Source organism: Pandoraea pnomenusa, assembly GCF_000767615.3.
GTDB classification, from domain to species: Bacteria; Pseudomonadota; Gammaproteobacteria; order Burkholderiales; family Burkholderiaceae; genus Pandoraea; species Pandoraea pnomenusa.
The window spans coordinates 1691608-1704801 of record NZ_CP009553.3; the positions used below are offsets into that span (position 1 = coordinate 1691608).

10 protein-coding genes and 1 riboswitch are annotated in these 13194 nt (G+C 66.4%); of the genes, 2 read left to right on the plus strand and 8 right to left on the minus strand.

The window, feature by feature from the left end:
• Positions 1-107 precede the first annotated feature (107 nt).
• Complete coding sequence (locus LV28_RS31755) at positions 108-716, plus strand: DUF4136 domain-containing protein (protein WP_023871843.1); 609 nt, start codon at positions 108-110, stop codon at positions 714-716.
• Positions 717-890: 174 nt separating this feature from the next.
• Here the strand turns inward: LV28_RS31755 and LV28_RS31760 are convergent, their stop codons facing one another.
• The 7 genes from LV28_RS31760 to xdhA all read right to left on the minus strand — a co-directional run bounded on the left by LV28_RS31760 (position 891) and on the right by xdhA (position 11071).
• Positions 891-1448 (minus strand): TMEM165/GDT1 family protein, encoded by a 558-nt coding sequence (locus tag LV28_RS31760; RefSeq protein WP_038618208.1) that lies wholly within the window; start codon positions 1446-1448, stop codon positions 891-893.
• Positions 1449-1462: 14 nt separating this feature from the next.
• A riboswitch (yybP-ykoY riboswitch) is annotated at positions 1463-1647 on the minus strand.
• A 300-nt stretch (positions 1648-1947) separates the two neighbouring features.
• Positions 1948-3276, minus strand: coding sequence for a guanine deaminase (gene guaD, locus LV28_RS31765; RefSeq protein WP_023595101.1), 1329 nt, complete (start codon positions 3274-3276; stop codon positions 1948-1950).
• Positions 3277-3295: 19 nt separating this feature from the next.
• Positions 3296-4720: an NCS2 family permease gene (locus tag LV28_RS31770; RefSeq protein ID WP_255315172.1), complete on the minus strand. Its 1425-nt coding sequence runs from the start codon at positions 4718-4720 to the stop codon at positions 3296-3298.
• A 314-nt stretch (positions 4721-5034) separates the two neighbouring features.
• Positions 5035-6075 (minus strand): adenosine deaminase, encoded by a 1041-nt coding sequence (locus tag LV28_RS31775; RefSeq protein ID WP_023595103.1) that lies wholly within the window; start codon positions 6073-6075, stop codon positions 5035-5037.
• Between the two features lie 68 nt (positions 6076-6143).
• A complete protein-coding gene (gene xdhC, locus LV28_RS31780) occupies positions 6144-7223 on the minus strand; it encodes a xanthine dehydrogenase accessory protein XdhC (RefSeq protein ID WP_038618203.1) in 1080 nt (359 codons plus the stop codon).
• A complete protein-coding gene (gene xdhB / locus LV28_RS31785; protein ID WP_038618200.1) occupies positions 7223-9586 on the minus strand; it encodes a xanthine dehydrogenase molybdopterin binding subunit in 2364 nt (787 codons plus the stop codon). The genes xdhC and xdhB overlap by 1 nt, the downstream gene beginning before the upstream one ends.
• Before the next feature lie 12 nt (positions 9587-9598).
• Positions 9599-11071 carry a xanthine dehydrogenase small subunit gene (xdhA, locus tag LV28_RS31790; protein ID WP_023871838.1) on the minus strand — a complete coding sequence of 491 codons (1473 nt, stop codon included), beginning with the start codon at positions 11069-11071 and terminating at the stop codon, positions 9599-9601.
• Positions 11072-11286: 215 nt separating this feature from the next.
• Here xdhA and LV28_RS31795 point away from each other — a divergent pair, with 215 nt between their 5' ends.
• A complete protein-coding gene (locus LV28_RS31795; RefSeq protein WP_038618197.1) occupies positions 11287-12252 on the plus strand; it encodes a LysR substrate-binding domain-containing protein in 966 nt (321 codons plus the stop codon).
• A gap of 223 nt (positions 12253-12475) precedes the next feature.
• On the opposite strand, the gene LV28_RS31800 is transcribed toward LV28_RS31795, so the two are convergent.
• Positions 12476-12988 carry a disulfide bond formation protein B gene (locus tag LV28_RS31800; protein WP_023871836.1) on the minus strand — a complete coding sequence of 171 codons (513 nt, stop codon included), beginning with the start codon at positions 12986-12988 and terminating at the stop codon, positions 12476-12478.
• Between the last annotated feature and the right edge of the window lie 206 nt (positions 12989-13194).

Consider the following 13194-nt stretch of genomic DNA (forward strand, 5'->3'; position numbering starts at 1 on the left):
GTCCCGGGTATCGAAAGCTCAGGACGTGCGCAGGGCGCCGTCCTATGCTTAAATCGGCGCGAGCGGCGCGCATGGGTGTGCCCGGCCTTTCTGTGGAGCAGCGAATCATGTGGAAACGATGGGCAATGGCGACGTTTGCCGTCGCCAGCGTATTGCTGGCGGGTTGCGCCAGCACGGTCACGAGCCAGGTGACCGCGTTCGGCAGCGCGCCGGGCTTTGACGGGCCTCGCACCTATGCGCTCACGCGCACCGCCGAGCAGCAGAACAACCAGGAGCACGCCACCTATGAGCAATGGCTGCGCAACCGTCTCGCGGGCGACGGCTTCAGCGAGCAGAGCCCGACGAGCGCGCATTACCTGATCGGCATGAGCTATGGCATCACCCAACAGGTGATGCGCGTGACGGAGCCCGCCTACGATCCAATGTTCTCGCCCGGCCCGTGGGGGCCGTGGGGACGCCCGTGGGGCTGGTACGGCGCGCCGTTCGGCCCGCCTCCGACCTACGTCCAGCGCGACTATGCCTACGGGCTGGCCGGCCTGCAACTGCGCTTCACGGACCGCGCGAGCGGCAAGGAGGTGTATCGCGTGCAGGCCAGTACCAGCGATGCCGGGACGTCGCTCGCCGCGGCCATGCCGTTCCTGATCGATGCGGCGCTCAAGCAACTGCCGTTCCCGAGCGGACGTACGGTCAACGTGCAGCAGAAGGTCGGGCAGTAGTCGCGTGCAGGGCCGAGGGCGAACACCGAAGCCGCATGGCGGCTGACGCGCCGGGGCGACACGGACCTGGACCACGGTGACGGATCATGCCGCCGACGCCGACGCCGACGCCGACGCCGACGCCGACGATGCGACGCGTGATGGCAACGCGTGACATCGTCGGCGTTTTTGCGTTTACTGCAGCAGCGTGACGATGCCGAGCACCGCGAAAATCACGGCGGCCACGACATGGACGGCCCGCGTGGGCAGGCGGCCGGCGAACTTGTGACCCACGAGCACGGCCGGTACGTTGGCGAGCATCATCCCGAGCGTGGTGCCTGCGACCACGCCGACGAAGTCCTGATAGCGCGCCGCGAGCATGACCGTCGCGATCTGCGTCTTGTCGCCCATCTCGGCAATGAAGAAGGTGATGACGGTGGTAACGAAGACGCCGAACCTGCGGCGCGTGTCCGCCTCTTCGTCGTCGAGTTTGTCGGGCACGAGGATCCAGATTGCCATGCCGATGAACGACGCGACGATCGCCCACTTCATGACGGCAGGGCTGACCGCGCTCGAGAGCCATTCGCCGATGGCGCCGGCAAAACCGTGATTGACGAGGGTGGCGACGAGAATGCCGAGAATGATCGGCACGGGCTTCTTGAAGCGCGCGGCGAGCACGAGGGACAACAGTTGGGTTTTATCGCCGATTTCGGCGAGCGCGACCACACCGGTCGAGACGAGGAATGGGGACACCTTGTATTTTCTCCGCCGGGCCGTGTATACGCGAGCCAATGACAATGCATCCCGGCCCGGTTGGCGGAAGCATCGTCATCGGTCTCGCCAGGCCCGAGGGCTGCGCACGCCATAGCCGGAACCGGCCAAGTCTGTTGACGTACGCCCCTGTCGAACACGAGTGTCCACGACAGGGCGGCTACTCCCCAATGAATCGAAGCGGATTATAGCATCGCGCCTCGGCGGCGGGGCAAGCGAAATGGCGCGGGTGGTGTGTACGACGCTGCCGGTGAGTTTCGACGCACTGCCGTAAAAAAGGGCAGCCATCGGCTGCCCAAGGAGATCCCCGACCGCATGCCCCTTGCGCGCGGTCGGTGACCGCGAGGCAGCGTGCATCGCACCAAGGCGACGACGCACGCTGCCTCGCGTAAGCGTTACGTGAACGACACGAACCGGCACGACGTGAGCGGCGCCCGCACGGCTGCGCCCGGAAGGGACGCGGCGCGCGGGAGGCCGCGACTCAGTGCGCCGCGCGGCGATGCACCGGTTTGCCGGCCGCATAGGTCGCGGCGACCGCCCGGTCGTCGCCGAGCATGGCGAAGGCAAACAGCAGCTCTTCCAGCGATTCGGCCAGTGCGGTCCGGCGCGCGAGCAACGGCGTCGCCTTGGGATCGAGCACCACGAAATCGGCCTCCGCCCCGGTCGCGAGCGTACCGATCGTGCCGTGCAGATCCAGCGCGTGCGCGGCCCCTTCGGTCGCCAGATAGAACATGCGTTCGGCCGACAGGTGGTAGCCCGAGAGTCGGGCGACCTTGTGCGCCTCGTTCATCGTTTGCAACATCGAGAAGGTCGAACCGCCGCCCACGTCGGTCGCGAGCGTGACCGGCATGCGCGAGGCCTCGGCGGCGGCAAAGTCGAACAGGCCGCTGCCGAGGAACTGGTTCGACGTCGGGCAATGCGCCGCGACGGCGCCGGTCTCGAACATGCGACGGCGATCATGTTCGTCGAGCCAGATGCAATGGCCGTACACGGCGCGCCGGCGCAGCAGCTTGTAATGGTCGTACACGTCGAGGTAGCTGCGATGCCCCGGAAAGAGCGAGCGCACCCACTCGACTTCGTCGGTATTCTCCGCTACGTGGCTCTGGATGAACACGTCCGCATAGCGCTGGGCGAGTTCGCCGCACACGCCGAGCTGCGCCTCGGTCGACGTCGGCGCGAAACGCGGCGTGAGCGCGTAGAGCTGACGGCCCTTGTTGTGCCAGCGCTGGATCAGCGCCTCGCTGTCGCGCGCGCCGCTCTCGGCGGTGTCGCGCAGAAACTCCGGGCAGTTGCGATCCATCATCACCTTCCCGGCGATCATGCGCAGGTCGCGGGCCTCGCTGGCGCGGAAGAAGGCGTCGGCGGAGCCGGGATGCACCGTGCAGTACACGAGCGCACTCGTGGTGCCCCCGCGCAGCAGTTCGTCGAGGAAGAACTGGGCGACGTCGGCCGCGTAGTCCGGGTTCTCGAAGCGCCGCTCGGTCGGGAACGTGTACTTCTCCAGCCACGGCAGCAGTCCCGGCGCGGGCGACGCAATCATGTCCGTTTGCGGATAGTGGATATGCGTGTCGATGAAGCCGGGCGTGATGACCTTGTCGCGCAGATCTTCGACGGGCGTGCCGGCCGGCAGCGTGGGCGCCACCCTGGCGTAGTCGCCCACGGCCGTGATGCGTCCGTTCTCGAAGGCGACGATGCCGTCGGTGTGGTGCACCGTGCCGGGCGTGCCGTCGAGATAGGCGCGCGCCGGATCGTGGGTGAAGTAGACCAGTTGCGCGCGTACGGCGCGCAGGCCTTGGTTCGTGGTGGACATGTGCGGGGTCCTTCAGTCGTTACATTTGTGTGAGCAGCAGCACTGCCAGGGCTGCGACGATCCACATGGCCGGCATGATCTCCTTCGCGCGTCCCGTGAACAGCTTGAGTACGACGAACGCGAGGAAGCTGTAGGCGATGCCGTCGGTGATCGAGTACGAAATCGGAATCATCACCAGCGCAATGAAGCTCGGGATCGCTTCGTCCATGCGGTGCCATTCGATGCGCGCCACAGACTCCATCATAAACACGCCGACCAGGATCAGCGCCGGCGCCGTCGCGATGGCGGGCACCAGCGAGAGCATCGGCGACAGGAACAGGAACGGCAGGAAGAGCAGCGCGCATACGACCGCGGTCAGGCCGGTGCGTCCGCCCTGGGCGATGCCGGCGGCCGACTCGATGTACGCGTTGGCCGGGCTTGTGCCGAGCGGTCCGGAGATGAGCACCGAGAACGAGTCGACGATCATGGCTTGCCGCATATTGCGCGGGTTGCCGTCGCGATCCTTCATGTTGCCGGCTTCGGCAATGCTCATGAAGGTCGAGAGGGTATCAAAGAACGCCGTGAAGAGCATCACGAAGATGAACGGCAGGTACGCGACCTTCAGTGCGCCGAGCAGATCCAGCTGGCCAATGCCCGAGAAGTCCGGCGCGGCGAAGAAGCCCTGGAAGTTCACCAGCGTGGCCGTGGCGATCTCCTTCGGAAAATAGGCGCTGCCGTCGCCCCAGTAACGGCCGATCGGAATGGCCATGAGCGTGGTGACGACGATGCCGATCATCAGCGCGCCGTTCACGCGGCGCGCGACGAGCACGGTCGTGAGCGCCAGGCCAATGAGGAAGGTGACCGTGGGCGGCGACAGATGCGCCAGGCGCACCACCGTGACCGGATCGCTCACCACCAGTTTGGCGTTGACCAGACCGATCACCGTGATGAACAGACCGATGCCGCACGAAATGGCGTAACGCAGGTTCGCCGGGATTGCCTCGACGACGAAGCGTCGCACGTTGAGCGCCGCGAGCAGCGCGAACAGAATGCCCGACCAGAACACGCACCCGAGTGCCGTCTGCCAAGGCATGCCAACACCGTGCACCATCGTGAAGGCGAACAGGGCGTTCAGGCCCATGCCGGGGGCGACCAACACCGGGTTGCGCGCGTACAGGCCCATTGCGCAGCTGCCGAAAAAACTGATCAGTACCGTGGCCGTCAGCGCGGCAGGGAAGGCCATGCCGGTCTTGGAGAGGATCGCGGGGTTCACGACGATGATGTACATCGCCGCGAGAAATGTTGTGATGCCCGCAATCACTTCGGTGCGCAACGTGGAACCGAGGGCGGTGATGCCGAAGTAGCGGTCGAGCGACGAGACAGGGTGCGCGCCCTCCACGCGCGTGCTGTCGTGGGCCACGTCAGGCGTGGCGCTACCCGCCGGGGGGCTGAGCGATGAGTCCATGGGGTGTTGTCTCCGATGTTCTAGGGTGTCGTGTGCGGTCGGCCTGCGCGGTGTGGGGGCACCGCGTGAAACCTATATGGGCACGCTCGAAAAATAGCATCGGGTCCCGGGGAAAATATTCCCCATCGGGAATGTTCGACATCATCCGGGGGTAATGTGGGCCGCGTTGCTCGCGAGGTGGGCCGGGGCGCCTGCGAGGCGGCGGCGATCACGCGACAAGGGGCGCCTCGACGTCGCGCAAGGCGGCAAAAAGGAAAACGCCCGAACGGGGTCGGGCGTCGAAGGGGGCGGCGGCGGCGCGGGCGCCGCTGTGCTCAGGCGGGATGCGCCGCGCGGAACCGGTCGAGCTCCGCGATGAGGCGGCGCTTCTCGTCGTCGTCGATGAACGACGCCTCGAAGCTGTTCCTTGCCATGGTGTAAGCGTCGTCGAGGGTCATATCGAGCGCATCGAACGTGGCGAGAAAGTTTTCATTCAGATAGCCGCCGAAGTAGGCCGGATCGTCGGAATTGATCGTCACGGCCAGTCCACGCTTGAGCAATTGATGCAGCGTGTGCTGGCCCATGTGATCGAACACCTTGAGGCGGACGTTCGACAGCGGGCACACCGTGAGCGCGATCTTCTCCCGGGCGAGCCGCTCGAGCAGGGCGTCGTCTTCGATGGCGCGCACCCCGTGGTCGACCCGCTCCACGTGCAATGTGTCGAGCGCCTCGTGAATGTAGGCGGGCGGACCTTCCTCGCCCGCGTGCGCCACGATGCGCAGTCCCAGCGCGCGGCAACGCTCGAACACGCGCGTGAATTTGCTGGGCGGGTGACCCTGCTCCGACGAATCGAGCCCCACGCCGACGAGCCGGTGTGCGTGACTGTCGAAGTAGGGCAGTGCCGTCTCGAGGGTTTGCAGGGCATCTTCCTCGGACAGGTGGCGCAGGAAGCAGAGAATCATGCGGCTGGTGATGCCGTGCGAGCGCTGCGCCTCGGCCAGCGCTCGCTCGATGCCGTTGATGACGGTGGCCATCGAAACACCGCGCGACGTATGCGTTTGCGGATCGAAGAAGATTTCCGTGTGGCGGATGTTGTCGGCCACGGCGCGTTCGAGATACGCGCGCGTCATATCGTGGAAATCATCTTCCGTGAGCAGCACGCTCGCGCCCGCGTAGTAAATGTCGAGAAACGATTGCAGATCCGTGAACGCATAGGCGTCGCGCAGCGCCTGCACGCTCGGATAAGGGAGTTTCACCCGATTGCGTTCGGCGAGCCGGAAGATCAGCTCGGGCTCCAGCGTGCCCTCGATATGCAGATGCAACTCCGCTTTGGGCATGGCGCAAAGGGTTTTGGCGAGTTCTGGCGTGAGCGGCATGGATCGATCGTGTAGTGGGGGATGGCGGGGATTTTACCGTTGACGTCGCCTTGCCTGGGCGCGGCACGTCAAGTGGGCGCACCGGCGGCGGGGGAGGGCGCGCCTGCCCCCAGCCGCATCTGCTGCTCGCGAACACGCAACAGCTGTGCCGCGACGGCGATCGCGATCGTGGCGGGCGCCTTGCCGCTGATGCCGGCCACGCCGACGGGGCAGATCATCTGTTCGAGTCGCTCGGCCGACACGCCGCGCTCTCGCAGACGATGCTCGAACTGACGACGCTTGGTCATCGAGCCGATCAGGCCGAAGTAGGCAAAGTCGTCACGCCTGAAGATCGCCTCGCACAGGCGCTGATCGAGCGCATGGTTGTGCGTCATCACGAGGAAATAGGCGCCTGGCGGTGCTTCGGTCACCAGGGCCTCGGGGGTGTCGGTGGATTCGACCACGGTGTTGGCCGGCACCGTTTCGGGGAACGTTTCGGTACGCTCGTCGGCCCACGTCACGCGGCACGGCAACGTGGCGAGCACCTGGACGATGGCCTGTCCGACGTGTCCCGCACCGAACAGCACGATATGAAAGTCGCTCGGCGCGAGTCGCTCGCTCAGCCACAGCCAGCCGTCGCTGCCCTGCCAGAAGGAGCAGGCGGCGTCGTCGGCGTCGCGAGTGAGCGTGTGCGGATGGGCGAGCGGTTCGTCGGGGTCGAGCCCGGTCAACATGACCGGACCGCCTTGCTGCTGACTGGCAGCGGCATTGGCACCGGGCGCGCCGAACGCCACGCTGCGCAGGCTCGCCTCGCCAGCCGCCAGGCGCTTGTGCAACGCGCTCACCCACGCCAGGTCGGTCAGCGTGAGCACCTCGAACGCGAGTGTGACGGCCCCGCCACAGCATTGCCCGAGGCTGGGGCCGAGGGCGAAACGCTCGACGTGACGTGCACCTTGCTGCCCGTATTGGCGCAACAGCGTGCGCGCCACCTCCATCGCCTTCCATTCGAGATGACCGCCGCCGATGGTCTCCCAGACGTGCTCGCGCGTGACGAGCAGGTGCGTGCCCGCTTCGCGCGGCGCGGAGCCTTCCACGCGTGCGATCGTCACCAGTACCGCGGCTTCGCCGCGGGCCAGCAGCTTGTGGGCGGCGTCGACCCAGCGATGCATCAGGCGGCGCTCCGGGTGCGCAACTCGGTGATGGCCATGAGCAGTGCTTCGGAAGTGGCGGGCGCATTGAGCAACGGTTCGTCGCGATAGTCGTTCACGCTGGCCACGGCGTCGCGCAGGGCGTTGAAGACCGAGAACGGCAGCAGCAGCGGCGGCTCGCCCACAGCCTTGGAGCGATGGATCGAGTCCGAGACGTTGGTGTTCTCGAACAGCGCCACGCGAAAGTCCGTCGGGCAATCGCTGATGCCGGGGATCTTGTACGTGGAAGGTGCGTGCGTCATCAGCTTGCCGTCCTGGTTCCACCAGAGCTCTTCCGTCGTGAGCCAGCCCATGCCCTGGATGAACGCGCCTTCGACCTGTCCGATGTCGAGCGCCGGGTTGATGGACTTGCCGGCGTCGTGCAGCACGTCGGCGCGCAGCAGGCGCCATTCGCCGGTCAGTGTGTCGAGAATGACTTCCGAGACCGCCGCGCCGTAGGCGAAGTAGAAGAACGGGTTGCCGTTCATGGTCCTGGCGTCCCACGACAGGCCCGGTGTGGCATAGAAGCCGTCGGACCACAGCTGCACGCGCGCCCAGTAGGCCGCTTCGACCAGATCGGGGAAGGGGACGTCGGTGCCGTTGACGCTGACCACGTCGTTGGCGAAGTGCACGTCGTCGGCCGAGCCGCCGTACTTCTGCGCGGCGAAGTCGGCCAGACGCCGGCGAATCTGCCAGGCGGCGTTCTGTGCCGCCTTGCCGTTCAGGTCGGCTCCCGTCGAGGCGGCCGTGGCGGAGGTGTTGGCCACCTTGCTGGTGTCGGTCGCCGTCACGCGCACGTGCGAGAGATCGACGCCAAGCTCGTGAGCGACCACCTGTGCGACCTTCGTGTTCAGGCCCTGGCCCATCTCGGTGCCGCCGTGATTGACGAGCATCGAGCCGTCGCGATAGACGTGCACGAGGGCGCCCGCCTGGTTGAAGGCCTGCACGTTGAACGAAATGCCGAACTTCAGCGGCGTGAGTGCGAGCCCCTTGCGCAGCACCGGACTCGTGCGGTTGAACGCGCGCACGGCTTCGCGTCGGGCCCGGTAATCGCTGGTCTGTTCCAGTTGCGCCACCAGCTCGTGAATGACGTTGTCCTTCACGAGCTGGCCGTAGGGCGTGGTGTTGCGCTCGGTCTTGCCATAGAAGTTCGCGCGGCGCACATCGAGCGCATCCTTGCCCAGGCGGCGCGCGATCGCGTCCTGCAGGACTTCCATGATAAGTGCGCCCTGCGGGCCACCGAAGCCGCGAAACGCCGTGTTCGATTGCGTATTGGTCTTGCCGCACAGGGCGCGCAGATCGGCGGCCGGCACGAAGTAGGCGTTGTCGAAATGGCAGATGGCGCGCGTGGCGACAGGGCCAGACAGGTCCGCCGAGAAGCCCGCGCGCAGCGTCATGTCGACCTTCGCGCCGACGATGCGGCCGTCGTCGTCATACCCGACGTCGTATTCGAAGTAGAAGCCATGACGCTTGCCGGTCATCATGAAGTCGTCGTCGCGATCCAGACGCAGCTTCACCGGACGTTTCAGTCGCGAGGCGCACAGCGACGCCACACACGCGAACAGGCCCGATTGCGATTCCTTGCCGCCGAAGCCGCCGCCCATGCGGCGGCACTCCACCTGCACCTGATGGCTATGCCAGCCGAGTGCGTGCGACACGAGCGCCTGCATTTCGGTGGGGTGCTGCGTCGAGCAATACAGGTGGATACCGTCGTTTTCCTTCGGAATCGCGTACGAGATCTGTCCTTCGAGGTAGAACTGCTCCTGACCGTTGCACTCGAACGTGCCGCTCAGTCGATGCGGCGCGGTTTGCAGTGCGGCATCGGCATCGCCGCGGCGCAACTGCATCGGCGGCAGCACGCCCGCACCGGCGGCCTTGGCGGCCTGCGGCGTGAGAATGGCGGGCAGGTCTTCGTACTCGCCCCTGGCCAGGCGCGCCGCGCGACGCGCCGCGTCGTGCGATTCGGCCACCACGGCGAACATCGGCTGGCCGATGTACTGGACCACGCCGTCGGCGAGGATCGGATCGTCGTGAACGACCGGACCGCAATCGTTCACGCCCGGGATGTCGGCGGCGGTGAAAACCGCGACCACGCCCGGTGCGCGTCGCACGGCGTCGAGATCGAGCGAGAGAATGCGGGCGTGCGCCCTGGGCGACGCGCCCAGCGCGCAGTGCAGCGTGCCTTGCACTTCGGGAATGTCGTCCGTGTAGGTGGCTTCGCCGGCCACATGGAGGACGGCCGATTCGTGCGGACGCGAGCGGCCCACCTGCGCGGTGGCCGCGGCCGGGGCGGCCTGTGCAGTCTGCGGGGTCTGCGTCATGAAGCCTTCGACTTGCGTGTTCATGGGCAACTCCGATTAGACGTTCGCGAACGCGTTGACTTCATGGGCCGCAAGCGGCGCATCGGTGCGCGTTTCCAGGAAAAAACGATACAACAGATTCTGCGCGCCGGCGAGGCGGTAGGCGCTCGTGGCGCGCATGTCCGACAGCGGCTGGTAGTCGGTGGGCAGCGCGGCCATGGCGGCGCGCACGGTGGCCTCCGTCCACGGCCGACCCGTCAGTGCGGCCTCGATGGCGCTACCTCGCCTGGGCGTGGCGGCCATACCGCCGAACGCGACACGGGCCGAGCGCACGGTCTCGCCGTCGAGTTCGATGGCGAACGCGGCGCACACGGCCGAGATGTCCTGGTCGAAGCGCTTGGCCAGCTTGTACGTGCGAAAGCGCTGTACGGCCACCGGCAGCGGCACGCGAATGCCTTGCACGAATTCGCCTGCTTCCAGCGCGTTCTTTTGATAAGCGAGATAGAAATCCTCGAGTGGCATTTCGCGCACGACGCCTTCGCGATGCAGCACGATGCGCGTACCCAGCGCGATCAGCGCGGGCATCGAGTCGCCAATGGGCGAGCCGTTGGCCACGTTGCCGCCGAGGGTGCCGGCGTTGCGAATCGGGAACGAGGCGAAGCGCTGGCGCAATTCGGCCAGCTCCGGATAGTGAGCCACGAGTGCGTCGAACGCGTCGTTGAGCAGTGCACCGGCGCCGATGTAAAGGCCGTCGGGGCCCTCGGAAATCTCGCGGAGTTCGGCGACCTGACCGAGGTAGATCAGGTGAGGGAGCTCGCGAAACTGTTTGGTCACCCACAGGCCGACGTCGGTGCTGCCGGCGAGCAGGCGGGCCTGCGGGTGCGCCGCGCGCAGGCGCGCCAGCTCGGCCAGCGTGCGGGGTGCGTGGAAGACCTGGCCGTCGTGTTCGTACGAGAGCGTTTCGCCGCGCTGCAGGGCCCGGAGCTGTTGGGCCAGTGCGCCGCGGTCGAACGCCTGACGCGGCAGATCGAACATTTTCTGGGCGGCGTCGACGATGGGGCGATAGCCCGTGCAGCGGCACAGGTTGCCGGAGAGCACGTCGTCGATTTCGCGCCGGCTCGGGCAGCCGGCGTCGGCCGGACGGTTCTGGTACATGGCCCACAGCGACATCACGAAGCCCGGCGTGCAGAAGCCGCACTGCGACGCATGGCAATCCACCAGTGCCTGCTGCACCGGGTGCAGCGTGCCATCGGCGCCGCGCAGGTCTTCCACCGTGAAGAGGGCGCGGCCGTCGAGCGTCGGCAGGAACTGGATGCAAGCGTTGACCGCACGCAGCGCCACGTTGCCGTCGTCGGCCAACTCGCCGATCACGACCGTGCAGGCCCCGCAGTCGCCTTCGGCACACCCTTCCTTGGTGCCGGTGCAATGCAGGTCTTCGCGCGTGTACTGAAGCACGGTGCGGGTCGTGGCCTCGCCAGTGACCTCGTGCACCTTGCCGCGGTAAAAAAAGCGGATGGCTTGTGTCTCCATGGTTCTCAGTGTAGTGCAGTGCATTGTGGACGCGCCGGATATCGTTGTCTCCGCCGGCGTGGGGGATGGGCCGAAGATAGCACCGCGGGCCGGGGGAAATATTTCGTCGGCATGATGATGCCTATTCGGGCGCCCCGATGAGGTGGCATTGTCATAAACTATGGCTCAACCCGCCGTCATCCGGCGTTCAACACGCCATCAGTGCGCCCCAGCTCATGCAAAGACCCCGCGAACAGATCGACGCCTACCTGCTGCGGGTACTCCATACGTTGCTGACCGAACAGAGCGTGTCGCGCGCCGCTCTCAAGCTCGGACAGTCGCAGCCGGCCGTCAGCAATTCGCTGCGCCGTCTGCGAGAGATCACCGGCGACGCCATTCTGGTGCGCGGCAAGAGCGGGATGGTCGCCACCGAACGCGGACAGGAGCTGCTGGGCTACGCGACCGACGCGCTCGCGGCCATCGACCGGATCACGCATCCGAGCACGGAGTTCGCGCCGCAGACCACGACCCGGGCCTTCCGACTGGGCGCGCCCGATTATCTCGACGCTGTCTTCCTCCCCAATATCGCCGAGGTGTTGCGTCGCGACGCGCCATCGGCGCGCCTGCACGTCCAGCCGATCAACGCGGGCTTCGATTACGCGGGCGCCCTGGAGAACGGCTCGCTCGACGTGGTGATCGGCAACTGGCTCGAGCCGCCGCCCCAATTGCACATGTCGCGCCTGTTCGACGACGAGGTGGTGTGCATGCTCGGTGCGCAGCATCCGCTTGCAAGCAAGGGCATTTCGCTTAAGCATTATCTGGAATTACCGCATCTGGCGCCCACGCCTTACGTGGCCGAGCGACAGAGCTTCATCGACGGATGGCTGGCCGACCAGGGCCTGCGCCGCAACATCCAGATGACGATGCCGTACTTCGGCCTCGTGCCGTACGTGCTGATGCGCACCGACCTGGTATTCACGACCGGCCGCCAGTTCGCGCAGCACTACGCGCGGTATCTGCCGATCCGGGTGCTGCCATCGCCCTTTGCCTTCCCGCCGATGCGCTTTTATCAGTTGTGGCACGAACGCACACACGCGGCGCCCGAGGTGACCTGGCTGCGACGACGCATTGCGGAAGTGGCGACGGAGCTCGACGTCGCGAACGGGAGCGGGGCGCAAGTGCCGGTGGCGTCGCGGCCCTGAGATTTGGGGCGCGTGTGCCAAGATTCGGGGCGGGCCAGGGGGCGCGTGAGGGCCGCTGTCCAGAGGCAGGAGGCACGAGGGCTGCCCGGTATCAGCGCGAGGCGCGAGCGGTCTGGGCGGTTGAGGAGGAAGGGGCTGGAGACGCGCGCGAGGCGGGAGGTGGCGACCCGAGGGAAGCCCCGGCCGTTGCCTGAAGGCGAACGGCCGGCAAAACGAACAACGCTCAGCGCAGCGAGACGGCGCGAGGCGGGCGGTGCAGCGCCAGCGACAGGAAAATCACGACGAACGCGGCGAGCGACCACATCGGCAGCGTCAGACCCAGAATCGGCGGGTACATCGTCTGGCACATGCCTTGTACCTGGAAGACCTGCGGCAGCAGGCGCGAGGTCGGCAGGGCGTCGACGAACGCCTCGACCACGTCGTACCCGCAGCTCACGAGCGGATTGGCCTGCACGTAGATCAGATAGCCCGACGCCGCCATGCCGCCGATGGCCGACAGCGCTGCCAGCACGCGGGCAACCTGAATGCCTGTCCGATGGCGCGAGATCGCACCGACCAGACCGAAGATTGCGATCAGCACGAGGGCATAGCGTGTCAGGATGCACAGCGGACACGGATCTTCGTGACGCACGTACTGGAAGTACAGCGCGCCGCCCAGCAGGGCGAGGCAGACCACGGTAAGCAGGAGATACAGCAGACGTTCGCGGCGCAGGGCCGGGTCGAGTTGGGCGTTCATGTCACTTCGGGCGGTGGGCCATCACAATTCCCGCAACACCCCGAATGACGCCGGGCGACGGGCACTTGGGCAGGGATTGTAACCCCACCCCGAGGTCAATGTGCGTCTCGCATGGCGCGAAAATGAAGCGAAAAGCCGGGAACTTTTCGCCCTGATTTGACACGCCCGACCCCTTCCCGCCGCAAGGCATCCCGCCGGCGGCACAT

Excerpts from the sequence above, each read along its gene's own strand:
- LV28_RS31755 (WP_023871843.1), top strand. The coding sequence starts at position 108 with ATGTGGAAACGATGGGCAATGGCGACGTTTGCCGTCGCCAGCGTATTG.
- guaD (WP_023595101.1), bottom strand. The coding sequence starts at position 3,276 with ATGTCCACCACGAACCAAGGCCTGCGCGCCGTACGCGCGCAACTGGTC.
- LV28_RS31770 (WP_255315172.1), bottom strand. The coding sequence starts at position 4,720 with ATGGACTCATCGCTCAGCCCCCCGGCGGGTAGCGCCACGCCTGACGTG.
- LV28_RS31775 (WP_023595103.1), bottom strand. The coding sequence starts at position 6,075 with ATGCCGCTCACGCCAGAACTCGCCAAAACCCTTTGCGCCATGCCCAAA.
- xdhC (WP_038618203.1), bottom strand. The coding sequence starts at position 7,223 with ATGCATCGCTGGGTCGACGCCGCCCACAAGCTGCTGGCCCGCGGCGAA.
- xdhB (WP_038618200.1), bottom strand. The coding sequence starts at position 9,586 with ATGAACACGCAAGTCGAAGGCTTCATGACGCAGACCCCGCAGACTGCA.
- xdhA (WP_023871838.1), bottom strand. The coding sequence starts at position 11,071 with ATGGAGACACAAGCCATCCGCTTTTTTTACCGCGGCAAGGTGCACGAG.
- LV28_RS31795 (WP_038618197.1), top strand. The coding sequence starts at position 11,287 with ATGCAAAGACCCCGCGAACAGATCGACGCCTACCTGCTGCGGGTACTC.
- LV28_RS31800 (WP_023871836.1), bottom strand. The coding sequence starts at position 12,988 with ATGAACGCCCAACTCGACCCGGCCCTGCGCCGCGAACGTCTGCTGTAT.